Genomic DNA, 16,420 nt, shown 5'->3' on the forward strand with positions numbered 1-16,420 from the left:
CTTCACCTGTTCGTTGGGCACTTAGCCGAAGAAGCGCTGGCCGGTCTTGGCCATTTCACGCAGCTTCGCAGTGGGGTGGTACAGAGCGCCCAGATCAGCGTATTGGTCAGCCAGGGCGACGAATTCAGCAACACCGATCGAGTCGATGTAGCGCAGCGCGCCACCGCGGAACGGAGGGAAGCCGATGCCGTAGATCAGGCCCATGTCGGCCTCGGCCGCCGTGTCGACAATGCCGTCTTCCAGGCAACGCACGGTCTCCAGGCAGAGCGGGATCATCATCCAGTTGATGATGTCTTCGTCGCTGACTTCACGCTGCTCGTAGATCACTGGCTTGAGCACTTCCAGCACGGAAGCGTCGACCACTTTCTTCGGTTTGCCCTGCTTGTCGGTCTCGTAGACGTAGAAGCCCTTGCCATTCTTCTGGCCCAGGCGATTGGCGTCGTACAAGGCGTCGACAGCGGTGCGGCGATCGTCCTTCATGCGGTCCGGGAAACCTTCAGCCATGACGTCGCGACCGTGGTGGCCGGTGTCGATGCCGACCACGTCCATCAGGTACGCCGGGCCCATTGGCCAGCCGAATTTTTCCATGACCTTGTCGATGCGCACGAAGTCGACACCGGCGCTGACCAGCTTGGCGAAACCGCCGAAGTACGGGAACAGGATGCGATTGACCAAAAAGCCCGGGCAGTCGTTGACCACGATCGGGTTCTTGCCCATTTTCTTGGCGTAAGCCACGGTGGTCGCCACGGCGACTTCGCTGGACTTCTCGCCACGGATGACTTCGACCAGCGGCATCATGTGCACCGGGTTGAAGAAGTGCATGCCGACGAAGTTTTCCGGACGCTTGAGGGCCTTGGCCAGCAAGCTGATGGAGATCGTCGAGGTGTTGGAAGCGAGAATGGTGTCTTCACCCACCTGCCCTTCCACTTCGGCCAGCACGGCTTGCTTGACCTTCGGATTCTCGACCACGGCTTCGACGACGAGGTCGACGGTGCCGAAATCGCCGTAGGACAGCGTAGGACGAATCGCGTTGAGCGCTTCGGCCATCTTCGCGGAGGTCAGACGGCCTTTTTCGACGCGCTTGCCCAGCAGCTTCGATGCTTCGCCCAGGCCCAGTGCGATGGCTTCTTCACGGATGTCCTTCATCAGGATCGGCGTGCCTTTGACCGCCGACTGATAGGCGATGCCGCCGCCCATGATGCCGGCGCCCAGTACGGCGGCCTGCTTCACGTCCTTCGCCACTTCGTCGTAGACCTTGGCTTTCTTTTTCAGCTCCTGATCGTTCAGGAACAGGCCGATCAGGCTCGCGGCGGCCGAGGTCTTGGCCATCTTCACGAAACCGGCCGCTTCCACCTCCAGCGCCTTGTCGCGACCGAAATTGGCGGCTTTCTGGATGGTCTTGATCGCTTCGACCGGCGCCGGGTAGTTCGGGCCGGCCTGGCCTGCCACGAAACCCTTGGCGGTTTCGAAGGCCATCATTTGCTCAATGGCGTTGAGCTTGAGCTTGTCCAGCTTCGGCTGACGCTTGGCCTTGAAGTCGAACTCGCCGGAGATGGCGCGTTTGATCAGATCCAGAGCAGCGTCCTGCAGTTTGCCCGGGGCGACCACTGCATCGACGGCGCCCACTTTCAGTGCGTCTTCGGCGCTGTTGTCTTTGCCGGACGCGATCCACTCGACGGCGTTATCGACACCGATCAGACGTGGCAGACGGACTGTACCGCCGAAGCCCGGGTAGATGCCGAGTTTGACTTCTGGCAAGCCGACCTTGGCGGTGGCGGACATGACGCGGAAGTCAGCGGCCAGGCACATCTCCAGACCACCGCCCAGCGCGACGCCGTTGATGGCCGCGAGGGTGGGCACGTTGAGGTCTTCGAACGCGCTGAAAATCTTGTTGGCTTCGAGGTTGCCGGCGACGAGTTCAGCGTCCGGCAGCTTGAAGTTATCGACGAATTCGGTGATGTCGGCGCCGACGATGAACACGTCCTTGCCGCTGGTGACGATGACGCCCTTGATCGAGCTGTCGGCCTTGATGGCTTCGATGGCCTGACTGAGGTCGTTGAGAGTGAGACGATTGAACTTGTTGACGGACTCACCCTTGAGGTCGAACTGCAGTTCGACGATGCCACTTTCAAGAGCCTTAACCGTGATGGCTTTACCTTCGTAAATCATCAACTGATCTCCACGATATGGAAGCTGAACAATACGCATCAGACGCTGAGATCCGGCGCTATGCACGACGTTGCCGTCGAGGCGAAACACCAAACGCCAGTCACCCCGTCGACGCGATTCGAGCGTCTGTCAGAGCATTCCTACGGCAAACGCTCAATTCATACGCCCGTTTGATTTGGGTGCGGCTACCTTCTGCCATATTCCAGCAATTGTCAATTCAGCACACAGCGGGCAAAACAGGCAAATCGCAGGTAAAAAGCGCGCCTGATACGGGCCCATTCAAGGTAATGATTGCTTCAGTAACGGCAGCCGCTGATCAAGCGCTGGCGCGTGGAGAAGATTGGCACGGAGGGAATAAAAAGCAGCACGGCAGCAGACAAATGCACCATTAAGGTCTACATTCAGCGCACTGCGCATCAAGACGGGTCATTTAAGCGTCGCCACCAAACGACATGTGAGCCCGGTCGCGGCATTGCACCGCACCGCAGAGGAATTACGGCCTGCCTGGCCAACCCCGGCCCGATGTTGTTATCGGGCTTTTTAATGCCCGCGATTCGGGCATCGGGGCGAATTACGCCAGGGCCTTCAGCACCGCTGCAATGTGCTGCAACACTTCGGGTTCGCCACGCTCGGCCCAGTACAGGGCAATCAGCTGCTTGCCCGCTTCCACCTTGTAGACGTCTGCCGGCAGCGTCTTGAACTGCTCAAGCAGCCGCGGATCTTCACACAACTCGCGCCACTGGTTAAGCCACACGCCCGGTTCCATCTGCCAGTACACCCAGACATCGGGCGCACGTGCGGTACGAGGCCGGTGATACTGCGGGCACGGGCTCGGCGGCTCGGTCGGCAACCAGTGCGGCCACTCCTGGGGGATCAACTGCATGGCCAGCCCCATTCGACGCGCCTGCATGCGCATGGCCATTCTGCCGCTCTGGGAGCGCGACGGGCGCAGCCAGACCATCGGACTTAAAACCACCGCGATGATTGACAGAACGATCCACACCGTCATATTTGTACGCCCCCCGCGGCGGCAAGCGGCGGGCGGACCACATCGGCGTGCCAGAGGCGCGTGAAAAGAGCCATAATCAAAACCATCGCAAACCTCAGAAGGAAAACCCCATGTCCTATGAACATATCCTGGTAGCCGTGGACCTCACTGAAGAGTGCGATCCGGTCATCAAAAAAGCCATGGCGCTGGCATTGGCCGGCAGCTCCAAGCTGTCGCTGGTGCACATCGTCGAACCCATGGCCATGGCCTTCGGTGGCGATGTCCCCATGGACCTGTCGCAGCTGCAACAACAGCAGTTCGATCAGGCCAAGGAAAAGCTGGAAGCGCTGAAACGCAAATACCCTGACGTCAAAACCGGCGACAGCCATCTCACCTATGGCCAGCCGCGTCAGGAAATCCACAACCTGGCGAAGGAGCACCAGGTCGACCTGATCGTTGTCGGCAGCCATGGCCGACACGGTCTGTCGCTGCTGCTCGGTTCCACCGCCAATGACGTGCTGCACGGCGCACCGTGCGACGTACTGGCTGTGCGACTGGTCAAGCGCGTCGACTGATTCAGGCCCGCAAACAAAAGCCCGGCCCTTGAAAAAGGACCGGGCTTTTTTATGGCCGCAGGTGACCGATCACTCGTCCAGCTCGGCCCAACGCTCAAGCAGCCCGTCCAGTTCGCCTTGCAGGCTTTCCAGCTGCGCCATCACGGCAGTGGTTTGCTCTGCAGGACGCTGATAGAAACCGGCCTCGGCCATCTCGGCAGTGAGCGCAGCCATTTGCGCCTCTACACCGTCGATCTGCGCGGGCAGCGCTTCCAGCTCGCGTTGCAGCTTATAGCTGAGCTTCTTTTTCGCGACGGGCATTTCGGCCGCCGCGACGGGTGCTGCCTGAACCACGGCAGTGGCCAGCTCGGACTTGCCGGACTTGCTGTCGGTGACGCCCAGCAGACGCGGCGAGCCGCCCTGACGAATCCAGTCCTGATAGCCGCCAACGAACTCGCGGACCTTGCCCTCGCCTTCGAACACCAGGGTGCTGGTGACGACGTTATCGAGGAATGCCCGGTCGTGGCTGACCATCAGCACGGTGCCCTTGAAGGTCAGCAGCACTTCTTCAAGGAGCTCGAGGGTCTCGACGTCCAGGTCGTTGGTCGGTTCGTCGAGGACCAGCAAGTTGGCCGGCTTGCTGAACAGTTTGGCAAGCAGCAGACGCGCCCGCTCACCGCCCGACAATGCCTTGACTGGCGTCCGCGCCCGCTGCGGGCTGAACAGGAAGTCGCCCAGGTAGCTGAGGACGTGACGGCTCTGGCCGTCGATGTCGATGAAGTCGCGCCCTTCGGCGACGTTGTCGATCACGGTCTTTTCCAGATCGAGCTGGTGACGCAACTGGTCGAAGTAGGCGACGTCCAGACGGGTGCCGACTTCCACTTTGCCGCTGGTGGGCTGAAGGTTGTCGAGCATCAGCTTGAGCAGCGTGGTCTTGCCGGTGCCGTTGGCGCCGAGCAGACCGATACGGTCTTCGCGCTGCAGGACCATGGAGAAGTCCTTGATCAGCATCGGGCCGCCCGGGTGAGCGAAGCTGACGTTGTCGAGCACCATCACCTGCTTGCCGGATTTGTCTGCGGTGTCGAGCTGAATGTTGGCCTTGCCGGTGCGTTCGCGGCGGTCGCTGCGCTCGACGCGCAATGCCTTCAGGGCGCGTACGCGGCCTTCGTTACGGGTACGACGGGCCTTGATGCCCTGACGAATCCACACTTCTTCCTGGGCCAGACGCTTGTCGAACAGCGCGTTGGCGGTTTCTTCCGCCGCGAGCATGGCTTCCTTGTGCACCAGGAAGCTGGCGTAGTCGCCATCCCAGTCGATCAGGCCGCCACGGTCGAGCTCCAGAATGCGGGTCGCGAGGTTCTGCAGGAAGGACCGGTCGTGGGTGATGAACAACACCGCGCCCTGGAATTCCTTCAAGGCTTCTTCGAGCCAGGCAATCGCGCCGATGTCGAGGTGGTTGGTCGGTTCGTCGAGCATCAGCAGATCAGGCTCGGACACCAGCGCCTGGGCCAGCAACACGCGACGACGCCAGCCACCGGACAGTTCGGCGAGGGTCTTGTCGGCCGGCAGTTGCAGACGGCTGAGGGTGCTGTCCACCAACTGCTGCAGGCGCCAGCCGTCACGGGCTTCCAGGTCCGACTGCACGTGCATCAGCTTGTCGAGGTCTTCGGCAGTGACGATGTTCTGGCTCAGGTGGTGGTACTGAGCGAGCAGCTCGCCCACGCCGTCGAGGCCTTCGGCCACCACGTCAAACACGGTACGGCCGTCAGCGACCGGCAACTCCTGCGGGAGCTCGCCGATCTTCAGGCCGGGGGCGCGCCAGACATTGCCGTCGTCGGGCATCTGAATGCCTTTGACGAGCTTCAACATGCTGGACTTGCCCGTGCCGTTACGGCCAATGATGCAGACCCGCTCACCACGGGCGATCTGCCAGGACACCTTGTCCAACAACGGCATGGCGCCGAACGCAAGGGACACATCGCTGAATTTGAGCAGGGTCATGAGCTTCTCCAAAAACCGGGCGCGCATTCTACCTGAGATAACCCGGCAGAGGGGCGGCTAATCGATGACAGGACGTCGTCCGGACCCGGTGGCCGGCCGATTGTAGGCCGGGTTTGTTTCCATCCATCACGACGGGCGAGGCAGCGCTTCAACCCGCGCGGGCAACAGGCTAAGCTAGCCGCACTTTTCACGATGCATCTGAACGGAAGTCTCATGCGCAGTCGTTTCTTCAGCCTTTTGTCCTGCCTGCTTCTGTCGGCCACCGCTGCCCAGTCCGTCCAAGCGGTCGATCTCACCACCCAGCGTCAGTATTACGATGAAGCCAAACGCGCTTTGGCCAAGGGCGACAGCGGCCCTTATCGCATCTATGCCGCCGCGCTGGCGGATTACCCCCTCGAGCCGTATCTGGCCTACGACGAACTCACCGCACGCCTGAACAGCGCGAGTGACGAGGAAGTCGAAAAGTTCTTCGCCGAGCATGGCGACCTGCCTCAAGCCAACTACATGAAGCTGCGCTGGCTGCGACTGCTGGCCTCGCGCGGTGACTGGCAGCCCTTCGTCAAGTATTACGACCCCAAGCTGAATTTCGTCGAACTCGACTGCCTGTACGGCTCCTATCAGCTCAGCCATAACCAGCGCTCGGAAGGCTATGCCAACGCCGAGAAGACCTGGATGACGGGCAAGACGCTGCCGGCAGCCTGCGACACGTTCTTCACCCAGTGGGCGGTCGAAGGGCAGCTGACCGAGCAGAAACGCTGGCAGCGTGCCAAGCTCGCCGCCCAGGGGCGCAACTACGCGCTGGCCAATCAACTGGTCAACAGCATGACCACCCTCGCGCCCCAAGGCCGTTTGCTGATCGCCGTGGCGCAGAAGCCGGAAATGGTCAACAACCAAGGCCAGTTCATGCCGGCCGACGAGGCCATGTCCGATGTGGTCGGGCTGGGCCTGCGTCGCCTCGCCAAGCAGGATCCGCAGCGGGCGATGGAGCTGCTCGACAGTTACGCGCCGGTGCTGCATTTCTCCCACGAAGAACAGGTGCAGATCGCCAAGGAGATCGGCCTGACCCTGGCCCGCAGTTACGACGGTCGCGCCCTTGAGGTCATGACCAAGTACGATCCGGACCTGCGCGACAACACCGTCACCGAATGGCGCTTGCGTCTGTTGCTGCGACTGGGTCGCTGGAGTGATGCGTACGAGTTGACCCGTCGCCTGCCCCAGGACCTCGCGACCACCAACCGCTGGCGTTACTGGCAGGCCCGCTCTCTTGAGCTGGCGCAGCCCAACAGCCCGCTGCTGCCGGGGCTGTACAAAGGGGTGGCGAAGGAGCGTGATTTCTACGGTTTCCTCGCCGCCGACCGCACCCAGACGCCGTACATGCTCAACAACAAGCCGTTGGCGATGAGTCAGGCGCTGATGACCAAGGTGCGCAACACCCCGGGTGTGCGCCGCGCGCTGGAGTTCTACGATCGCGGGCAGATCGTCGACGGTCGCCGCGAGTGGTACCACGTCACCCGTCGCTTCAGCCGGGACGAAATGGTTGCCCAGGCCAAACTGGCGTACGACATGCACTGGTACTTCCCGGCGATTCGCACCATCAGCCAGGCGCAGTACTGGGACGACCTCGACATTCGCTTCCCGATGGCCCACCGCGACACCCTGGTGCGTGAAGCGCAGGTTCGCGGGCTGCATTCAAGCTGGGTATTTGCGATCACGCGACAGGAAAGCGCGTTCATGGACGACGCCCGCTCCGGCGTCGGTGCCGCAGGCTTGATGCAACTGATGCCTGCGACGGCCAAAGAGACCGCACGCAAATTCAGTATTCCTCTGGCCTCGCCGGCGCAGGTACTCGATCCGGACAAGAACATCCAGCTCGGCGCCGCGTACCTGAGCCAGGTCCATGCGCAGTTCAATGGCAACCGGGTGCTGGCTTCGGCGGCGTATAACGCAGGCCCGGGACGTGTCCGTCAGTGGCTGAGGGGCGCCAACCACCTGGCCTTCGACGTCTGGGTCGAGAGCATTCCGTTCGACGAGACCCGTCAGTACGTGCAGAACGTGCTGTCTTACGCGGTGATCTACGGCCAGAAGCTCAACTCGCCGCAGCCGCTGGTGGACTGGCATGAGCGGTTCTTTGATGATTTGTAAGGCCGCGCGGTCGTAGGACCGGCTTTAGCTGGGAAGACATCGGGCTGCACGGCGGAGATTCGCGGCGTGACTGCCGGCCTCTTCCCGGCTAAAGCCGGTCCTACAGTGCGAATCGAGTGCATTTTGTAGGACCGGCTTTAGCCGGGAAGGCGTACTGGCAAGCGCTCAACTACTCCAGCACCTCAACCTCCATTCCCACCTCGACCTGCCCCGGTCCATTACTCACCAGGTTCTGCCCAAACCAGATCTGACCCTCCCGCTCTCGATACGTCTTCAGCGTCGTCATCGGTTCGCGGTCCGCGCTACGTTCGCCGGTTGCCGGATCTATCGTCGTCAGAATGCAGCGCGAGCAGGGCTTTAACACCCGCAATTCAACGCCACCAATTCGAATCCGCTTCCAGCCATCCTCCGCAAACGCCTCGGAGCCAGTGACAACCAGATTCGGGCGAAACCGCAGCATCTCCAGCGGGCGGCCGACCTTCTGCGACAAATCATCCAGCGAGGACTGGCCGATCAACAACAGCGGGAAACCGTCAGCAAACCCGACCTTGTCTTCGATCGCCCCGTAACCGGAAGGCAACCCGCGAGCGCGGGCCTTCGGCACATGCACCAGCCGTGTCGGCTTGCCCACCAGGGCACTCACCCAACGCGCCGCGTCTTCGCCCGCGTCCGGCACACGAAAACTATCGCGCCAGATCGTGATGCCGCGCAGATTGGCCTCTTCATCGGCCGGCACCGGCACATCCAGACTGCCCAGACCGGGGGCCGATAACGTCACGCCATCGCCCTGCCACAGCACCGACAGCTGCGACATCTGCGGCAGCACACGCTGGCTGTAAAACCGCCCGGTGGCCTCATCCACCAGCATCCAGCGGCGATCACCACTCATGCCCAACTCATCGAAACTGGCCTGCTGCAACGGCTCGGCCATGCAGGATTTGAGGGGGTACCGATACAGTGCGCTGAGGTGAAACATGTACGCGTCCTTATGCCAGAGCGGAAAGCCACCACTCTATACGAGACGCCGGAAAACCAAGCGGTACAGATGCAAAAAAGCCCCTCCATACAGCAAGGGGCTTGAAACAGAACCGGATCAGTTGTCGAGCATGAGCCGCTCGCGGACCACATCGACCAGCTTGTCCGGCTGGAATTTGGAGAGGAAGTTATCGCAGCCGACCTTCTTGACCATGGACTCGTTGAAGCTGCCGGACAGCGAGGTATGCAGCACCACATAGAGGCCGCGCAGGCGGGGGTCGTTGCGGATTTCCGTGGTCAGGCGGTAGCCGTCCATTTCCGGCATCTCGGCGTCGGTAAAGACCATCAGCAGCTTGTCGGTCATCACTTCGCCGGTGTCCGCCCAGCCCTTGAGCATGTTCAGGGCTTTCAACCCGTCACGGGCGACGTGCATTTTCACGCCGAGCTGACCCAAAGTGTCACGCAACTGCGAGAGCGCCACGTTGGAGTCGTCCACCAGCAGCACTTCGCGGCCAATGGCGCGGGTGAGGACCGGATCTTCCAGCTTGTCGCGGGAGACCTTGGCGCTGTACGGCACGATCTCGGCGAGAACTTTCTCCACGTCGATGATCTCCACCAACTGGTCATCGACCTTGCTGATGGCGGTCAGGTAGTGCTGACGCCCGGCGCTGGTCGGTGGTGGCAGGATCGCCTCCCAGTTCATGTTGACGATGCGGTCGACGCCGCCCACCAGAAAGGCCTGAACCGAGCGGTTGTATTCGGTCACGATGATCGTGCTCGAAGGGCCCGGCACCAACGGGCGCATGCCGATGGCCTGGGACAGGTCGATGACCGGCAGGGTCTGGCCGCGCAGGTTGACCACGCCGCACACGAACGGATGACGTTGGGGCATCAGCGTCAGCTTGGGCAGTTGCAGGACTTCCTGAACCTTGAATACGTTGATCGCGAACAACTGCCGGCCAGCCAGGCGGAACATGAGGATTTCCAGGCGGTTCTCACCTACCAGCTGTGTACGTTGGTCTACTGTGTCGAGAATGCCAGCCATCTGTTGCTCCTGGAGCAGGGTTCAAGTAAGTCCGCCTACCCTTTATCGGCAGCCCCATGACAGACCTTAATCGGAATAGAATGCGCACCGCGCAATTGATGTCACATTAACATCACCAAAGGCCCGTCGACAGACCTGAGCGCTGGCAGACCGGCGAACGGCGTGGCTTTCAGACGCGCGGCCCGATGACGACCTGCTGCAGAGCGACACCGCGAGTAGGGGTAACCCTTAAGGGCAATCGGGGCGAACCCGATATTCGGCCTTCCCAATAGCCATTACTGTGACGCCCTTCTCGTAAATGAATGGAGTCAGGCATGCGGTTGCGCTCGCGGAAGTATCCCCCTCAGTGGCCGGCCGCCTTGCAACGGACTGTCCTCGCGAGCCCTGTGGGCAGATGAACGTCCGACGCGCTCATGCCGATTACCCCGCCCTGCCCGACCATTCGCAACAATCAGAAACGCCCTACAGACTTTCCAGTGCCTTCAACATTAACTTTGGGCCACTCGCCCCACGCGACCTGACGTCGCCATTTGAGAAGAGTGGAGATTGCACATGCTGAACGGCAATGAATGGCAGCAGCTGCATGCAGAGTTTCTCAGCGATACCCAGACACTCATGTGCCGCGCCGATGAATGCCTCAGCCATCTGGAATTGATCAGCGATGATCGTGACGCGATGGAATGCTTGCTCACCACACTGCAACACATTGCCGGCGAAGCAGACACCCATGGCGTTGAAACCGTCAGTGGTTTCGCCCGCCAGTTGCGTTACCTACTTTACTTCGCCCACGCTGCCGGGCAATTGCAGCCAAAGGCATTGCACACCCTCAAATGCTGCTTCGAGCTGATGGCCTGGCAGCTTGAGCTCATCGACCCCCAGACTGGATCGCTGGCGCTTGACGACTGCGAGCAGCGCGATTTGCTGGACGCATTCGCCTGCCAGTGCGGGGCCGGCACGCGGGCGCACAACGTCGCCGTCAACCCGGGCTGGACGGTCAGTGGCGGGAAGTACGACGGGCTCGCACCCGAGCGTGCCGATCACCGTGAAGCGCCATGAATTGCTGCTGATAGCGCCCATCGCACGCCCGTCCCGCACTTGAAAAGCTGGCTGAACGGACCCTCGGCGTTGTGATGGGTGTCAATCAGTGCTCAACCTCAGCCCTCAATAAAACCGACAATTAAGGTACTATCGGCGCGCTCGAAGGGACGCTTGAAGCAGCACTTTTTCGGTCCATTCGAACAGTCGTCTGGACGCGCTATACCCCTACACAGGAAGTTCAGCATTGGGTTGTTCGCAGTGCTCGTTCAAATGGCCTGACAGATCCGTCAGGTGTAGACATCCATTATCGATGGCTTCATTCGCTATGCATGGCAGCAGGAAATTACGTGGCGTTCAGCGGATGAACCCCGGCAGCATGATTCGCTGGGCAGCCTTGCTCGGCCTGGCGACCACGGGCTGCAATGTGGTCGCGTATCTGGCGAGCGGCGCGCTGCCGCTGGGGTTGGCGCTTATCAACGGGCTGGCGTTTGCCGGCCTCTGCTACAGCCTGACCCGCCCGAACCGGACCATTCAGTTTCAGCCCAGGGAACTGGCCGAGCACATGCTGCAGGTTCAGGAAACCGAGCGGCATCGTCTGAGCCGCGAGCTGCACGATGACATCGGCCAGATGCTCACGGCGGCAAAAATGCAGAGTGACTGGCTTCAGCGCCGCGCGCCGCAGGCATTGCACGCGCAGTGCACAACGCTCATCAACACCCTCGATGAAACCCTGGCGAAGGTTCGCGACGTGTCCGCCATCCTCAACCCCCGCCAGTTGACCAGCCTGGGACTGGAAGCCAGCCTGCGCGCGCATTTGCTGCGCACGCTTTCGGCCACGTCCGTGCAGTGGAGCCTGGAATGCCAGCAGCGCCTGGACGGTATTCCCGAAGAAATCGCCGTGGCGGCCTTCCGGATTACCCAGGAGGCCGTCACCAACATGCTGCGCCACGCCCAGGCAAAAAACCTGCGCGTGCAACTGCAGCGTCGTCCGGAAGGGTTGTCGCTGAGCATTCGCGATGATGGCCTCGGGTTCGCCCCGGCGCTGAGCCCCGCTGGACAGGGACAGCGCGGTATGGCCGGCATGGCGGAGCGCGCGAGCCTGTTGGGCGGTGAATTGAGCGTCGCAAGCGAGCCCGGACAAGGCACCTCCATTCAGGCGTTGTTTCCGTGGGCGCCGCGTGTTCGCGGACGCGCCAATGGCAGCAAGCCGTGAGGGTCTGCAACGTGCTGCTGGTGGATGATCACGCGCTGATCCGCGCCGGTGTTCGCGCGCTGGTGTCAGACATTCCGGGTTACGCAGTCATTGGTGAGGCCAGCGACGGCCATCAGTTGCTGGAAATGAGCCTGCAGCTGAAACCCGACATCATTTTGCTCGACATCTCCATGGGCGACAGCGACGGTCTGGAGGCCCTGCAACGCCTGCGCCGGACGCTTCCGCACAGCAGGGTGCTGATTCTGTCGATGCACACCGAGTCGTGCCTGATCATGGGCGCGCTGGCCAGCGGCGCCCACGGCTATCTTCTCAAGGATGCGACCGCCAGCGAGATCGAGCACGCGCTGAACGCCCTGCGCGATGGCGAACGCTACCTGAGCCCGGCCATCGCTCACACGGTCATCAGCCAGGCGCTGGTCAGCAGCCAAATCGCGCCTGCCGAACCCGCCGAGAACCACAACCTCACCGCGCGGCAGCTGGAAATCCTGCGGCTGGTCGTGCGGGGTACCTCCACCCGCGAGATCGCTGCCGGCCTCGGCCTGAGCGTCAAAACGGTGGAAACCCATCGCGCGCAAATCATGAAGCGGCTGCACATCTATGACGTGCCCGGGCTGGTGCTGTTCTGTGTGAGGGAGCGAATCATCAGCCTGGATGACTGACGGCGCCGGATGAGCACGCGGGCGCGGCTCATCCGACATTTCAAGGCTCAGGCGAGCTGTCGCGTCTGCCCCAGCAGCGGCGAATGCGACGGCAGGTGAACGCGCAACGCACCCGCTCGCGCCTCGAAACGGTTTGCTTCGCCGCTCAGGGGTTCGCCGTCGAGGTTGATATTCAGCCCCTGCGCCGACTTGAGCTCCACCCACGGCAGCCGCGCCCGAACGAACATGTTGTCGAGGCCCAGACCGCCTTCGAGCAGGCTCTTCAGGGTGCTCACCACCTCCTGGGGCGCTGGCAGAATGCTGATGTCCAGCAGCCCGTCATCGGCCAGGGCTTCCGGGCACAACGGATGGCCACCGCCCGCCTGACGACCGTTGCCGATCCCCAGCGCCAGCATCTCGCCCTTCCAGTGAAAGTCCGGGCCGTTGAATTCGCCGTAGGCGGCCTTCAACTCACTGAAACGTGTGAGGCCGGTGAACAGATAGGCCGCACCGCCGAGGATTTTTTTGAGGTCTTCGGAGGTGTTGGCGGTGACCTGGCTGCCAAACCCGCCGGTGGCCATGTTGAGGAACATTTGCCCGCCCACGGCCCCCATGTCGACCGGGCGCGCCGGCACGTCCAGCAGGTCGAGGGCCTGATCCGGTTCCAGCGGCACGCCCGCCGAACGGGCGAAGTCGTTGGCGGTGCCCAGCGGCATGATAACCAGGCTGGCGTCGACTTCAGACAGCGCCAGCGCCTCCGCCACGTCCCGCAGCGTGCCATCGCCGCCACCGGCGATGATGTGCCGATGACCGGCCTCCAGCCCCTCACGTACCAGGCGCTGGGCATCCCCCGCTTCCCAGGTCACGCGCACGTCCAGTTCCCAGCCATGTTTGCGCTTGCGCTCCACCGCCTCGCGGACATCCTCGTTGAGCGCCTGCTTGCCGTGAAGAATCAGTAATGCCCTGCGCGCTGTCATATCCCTTCCTTCTACCTGTACGAATTGATGCGTGATGTGTTGACCGCGCCCGCTGCAAAAAAAGCCCGTGGGGGAAAAATCTTTTGAGCCAGTGTCCCGGATGAGAGACGTTTTAAATACTTCCGGACAGCCGTGAAATGGCAGGTCGAGAGCCCAGTGATGGCAAAAAGCCTTGCGCGGCAGGGACTTAGGCAAGACTGCCCCTTCTCTGCCCTGCGCCCCGATGCTGCCACTGCCACAGCCCTTTCGGTCAGCGCCCCGCAAATAAGGGACGAGAGGCGTTAATTCTGCGTTACGGACCCTTGAAATGCATCGGAGGAAAGCGCTTAATCGACAAATAATTGGCTAATTTGACCGGGCCTGAATTAAAAGTCAGTAAATTGACTTTTTACCCATTGGCCTGGCATGCCGCCGAGTCATTGATTCACGGATCGAAAAGGCGAGAAACGACATGCAACTGATTCCCTGCATTATTGCTGGCGGCGCCGGCACCCGGCTGTGGCCCGTTTCACGGGAGGCGATGCCCAAACCCTTCATACGCCTGCCGGACGGCGAAAGCCTGCTGCAGAAGACGTTCAACCGCGCCAGCCAGCTGGACGGCGTTGGAAGCGTTCTCACCGTCACCAATCGGGATGTGTATTTCCGCACTGTCGATGACTATCGGCTGCTGAACAAGCACCAACTGGCGCTCGAGTTTCTGCTCGAGCCGTTCGGCCGCAACACTGCCCCTGCCATCGCTGCGGCGGCGCTGCACGTTCAGGCGCGCTACGGCGACGACGCGCAGCTGCTGATCCTGCCGGCTGACCAACTCATCAGTGACGTCGCCGCCTTCGAGACGGCCGTGCAAAGCGCACGCAAACTGGCCGACGAAGGCTGGCTGGTGACGTTCGGGCTGATTCCCTCCCGCGCAGAGACCGGTTTTGGATACATCGAGAAAGGCCAGGCCCTCAGTGGCGAGGCCTACCAGGTCGCGCGCTTCGTCGAGAAACCCGACGCCGTCACCGCCCAGAACTATCTCGCAGGCGGTCTGCATTTGTGGAACGCCGGGATGTTCTGCATGCGCGTCGATGTGCTGCTGAACGAAATGGACACTCACGCGCCGGAGGTGCTGGCCGCCGTGCGCCATTGCCTGTCGCAGTGCAACACCAAGGAAGGCCGCAACGAGCTGCAGATCGAACTGGACAGCACGACCTTCGCCCAGGCACCGGACATTTCCATCGATTACGCGTTGATGGAGCGTTCGCAGAAGGTCGCGGTGGTGCCCTGCGAGATGGGCTGGAGCGATATCGGTTCGTGGCGCGCCATTCGCGAGCTGGCCCCGGCGGATGAAAACGGCAACCAGTGCAACGGCCAGGTGGTGCTGCACGACGTGACCAACTGCTACATCGACTCGAAAAAACGCCTGGTGGGTGCGGTGGGTCTGGATAATCTGATCATCATCGACACGCCGGATGCTTTGTTGATCGCCGACGCCGATCGCAGTCAGGAGGTCAAGATCATCGCTCAGGAGCTCAAGCGTCAGGGCCATCCGGCGTATCTGTTGCACAACACCGTTACCCGGCCGTGGGGGACTTATACGGTGCTTGAGGAGGGCAAGCGCTTCAAGATCAAGCGCATCGTGGTGAAACCGCAGGCGTCTTTGTCGCTTCAGATGCATCACCACCGCAGCGAGCACTGGATTGTGGTCAGTGGCATGGCGCGCGTTACGAATGGCGAGAAGGAGTTCATGCTCGACACCAATGAGTCGACGTTCATTCAGCCCGGCCACACCCATCGTTTGGTCAATCCGGGGGTGATTGATCTGGTGATGATCGAGGTGCAGAGCGGGGAGTATCTGGGGGAAGACGATATTGTCCGGTTTACCGATGTGTATGGGCGGGTGTCTGAGGCTGCGAAAGCTTAGGCGTAGCCTTATTAGATCAAGATCAAGATCAAAGGCGTCTGCCTGGGGGCAGACTGTTTCGCCTTCGGCGAGTTACTTTTAAAAAGCACTAAAAGTAACCAAAAGTGCCTGCTCTCGGTTGGGCCCGACTTCGTCGGGTTCCCTCACTCCGACGACGCTCCGTGGGCCCGCGCCGAACGGACATCCATGTCCTGACGGCGCTCTCGCGGCATCCATGCCGCTCGGCCCACTGCGCGCCGTCTGCGTTCGGCCTGCACCAAAGTCGCGATTTGTGTCGTCTGAACTTTCTGTGCATGAAGATCAAAAGCGAAAGCAGATCAGGAGCTTCCCGGCTGAAGCCGGTCCTACGAGTACCCGCCGTTTGATCGTTCCCACGCTCCGCGTGGGAATGCATCCTGTGACGCTCCGCGTCATTTCCCCAGGCCCGAATGCGCGTCGTCTAAAGGACGCGGAGCGTCCGGAGGGGCGTTACCACGCGGAGCGTGGGAACGATCAGAAATAGCGGCGGCGACCTCGACTGTAGGACCGGCTTCAGCCGGGAAGCCTTTGCTTTTGCCCTCGATTTTGCTTTTGATCTTCGTACACAAAAGGCTCAAACACCGCTAATCGCGACTTGGGTGCAGGCTGAACGCAGGTCTCGCGCAGTGGGCCGAGCCGCAGGGATGCGGCGAGAGCGCCGTCAGGACATGGATGTCCGTTCGGCGCGGGCCCACGGAGCGAGACCGGAGTGAAGGAACCCGACGAGGAGGGGCCCAACCAGGAGCAAGCACCCTTGGT

At 61.6% G+C, this 16,420-nt stretch carries 12 protein-coding genes; 6 read left to right on the forward strand and 6 right to left on the reverse strand.

The window, feature by feature from the left end; translation table 11 throughout:
* Positions 1-21: 21 nt before the first annotated feature.
* Both fadB and BBI10_RS11265 read right to left on the reverse strand, forming a co-directional pair.
* The gene (gene fadB / locus BBI10_RS11260; protein ID WP_065988578.1) at positions 22-2,169 is read right to left on the reverse strand and encodes a fatty acid oxidation complex subunit alpha FadB; all 2,148 of its coding nucleotides are present in this window, start codon (positions 2,167-2,169) and stop codon (positions 22-24) included.
* Positions 2,170-2,740: 571 nt separating this feature from the next.
* Complete coding sequence (locus BBI10_RS11265; RefSeq protein WP_065988579.1) at positions 2,741-3,178, reverse strand: hypothetical protein; 438 nt, start codon at positions 3,176-3,178, stop codon at positions 2,741-2,743.
* A 110-nt stretch (positions 3,179-3,288) separates the two neighbouring features.
* On the opposite strand from BBI10_RS11265, the gene BBI10_RS11270 reads away from it, so the two are divergent.
* Entirely contained in the window at positions 3,289-3,732 is a 444-nt protein-coding gene (locus tag BBI10_RS11270) for a universal stress protein (protein ID WP_065988580.1), read from the forward strand.
* Positions 3,733-3,801: 69 nt separating this feature from the next.
* Here BBI10_RS11270 and BBI10_RS11275 read toward each other — a convergent pair whose 3' ends face one another.
* Positions 3,802-5,712: an ATP-binding cassette domain-containing protein gene (locus BBI10_RS11275; RefSeq protein ID WP_065988581.1), complete on the reverse strand. Its 1,911-nt coding sequence runs from the start codon at positions 5,710-5,712 to the stop codon at positions 3,802-3,804.
* 213 nt (positions 5,713-5,925) lie between these two features.
* On the opposite strand from BBI10_RS11275, the gene BBI10_RS11280 reads away from it, so the two are divergent.
* Complete coding sequence (locus BBI10_RS11280; RefSeq protein ID WP_065988582.1) at positions 5,926-7,854, forward strand: transglycosylase SLT domain-containing protein; 1,929 nt, start codon at positions 5,926-5,928, stop codon at positions 7,852-7,854.
* A 169-nt stretch (positions 7,855-8,023) separates the two neighbouring features.
* Here the strand turns inward: BBI10_RS11280 and BBI10_RS11285 are convergent, their stop codons facing one another.
* Positions 8,024-8,830, reverse strand: coding sequence for an MOSC domain-containing protein (locus tag BBI10_RS11285; protein ID WP_065988583.1), 807 nt, complete (start codon positions 8,828-8,830; stop codon positions 8,024-8,026).
* A gap of 117 nt (positions 8,831-8,947) precedes the next feature.
* On the reverse strand, positions 8,948-9,874 hold the full coding sequence (locus BBI10_RS11290; RefSeq protein WP_065988584.1) for a chemotaxis protein CheV: 927 nt from the start codon (positions 9,872-9,874) through the stop codon (positions 8,948-8,950).
* A 552-nt stretch (positions 9,875-10,426) separates the two neighbouring features.
* On the opposite strand from BBI10_RS11290, the gene BBI10_RS11295 reads away from it, so the two are divergent.
* The 3 genes from BBI10_RS11295 (at position 10,427) to BBI10_RS11305 (ending at position 12,784) form a co-directional block, all read left to right on the forward strand.
* Entirely contained in the window at positions 10,427-10,930 is a 504-nt protein-coding gene (locus tag BBI10_RS11295) for a hypothetical protein (RefSeq protein ID WP_065988585.1), read from the forward strand.
* 358 nt (positions 10,931-11,288) lie between these two features.
* Positions 11,289-12,125, forward strand: a complete 837-nt coding sequence (locus tag BBI10_RS11300) for a sensor histidine kinase (RefSeq protein WP_244160343.1) — start codon at positions 11,289-11,291, stop codon at positions 12,123-12,125.
* Positions 12,122-12,784: a response regulator gene (locus BBI10_RS11305; RefSeq protein ID WP_065988587.1), complete on the forward strand. Its 663-nt coding sequence runs from the start codon at positions 12,122-12,124 to the stop codon at positions 12,782-12,784. Before BBI10_RS11300 ends, BBI10_RS11305 begins: the two co-directional genes overlap by 4 nt.
* Positions 12,785-12,831: 47 nt before the next feature.
* On the opposite strand, the gene yegS is transcribed toward BBI10_RS11305, so the two are convergent.
* Positions 12,832-13,740: a lipid kinase YegS gene (gene yegS / locus BBI10_RS11310; protein WP_065988588.1), complete on the reverse strand. Its 909-nt coding sequence runs from the start codon at positions 13,738-13,740 to the stop codon at positions 12,832-12,834.
* Positions 13,741-14,191: 451 nt separating this feature from the next.
* Here yegS and BBI10_RS11315 point away from each other — a divergent pair, with 451 nt between their 5' ends.
* Complete coding sequence (locus BBI10_RS11315; RefSeq protein ID WP_065988589.1) at positions 14,192-15,643, forward strand: mannose-1-phosphate guanylyltransferase/mannose-6-phosphate isomerase; 1,452 nt, start codon at positions 14,192-14,194, stop codon at positions 15,641-15,643.
* Positions 15,644-16,420: the final 777 nt, after the last annotated feature.

Origin of the sequence: Pseudomonas graminis (assembly GCF_001705435.1) — a bacterium.
Lineage (GTDB): Bacteria > Pseudomonadota > Gammaproteobacteria > Pseudomonadales > Pseudomonadaceae > Aquipseudomonas > Aquipseudomonas graminis_B.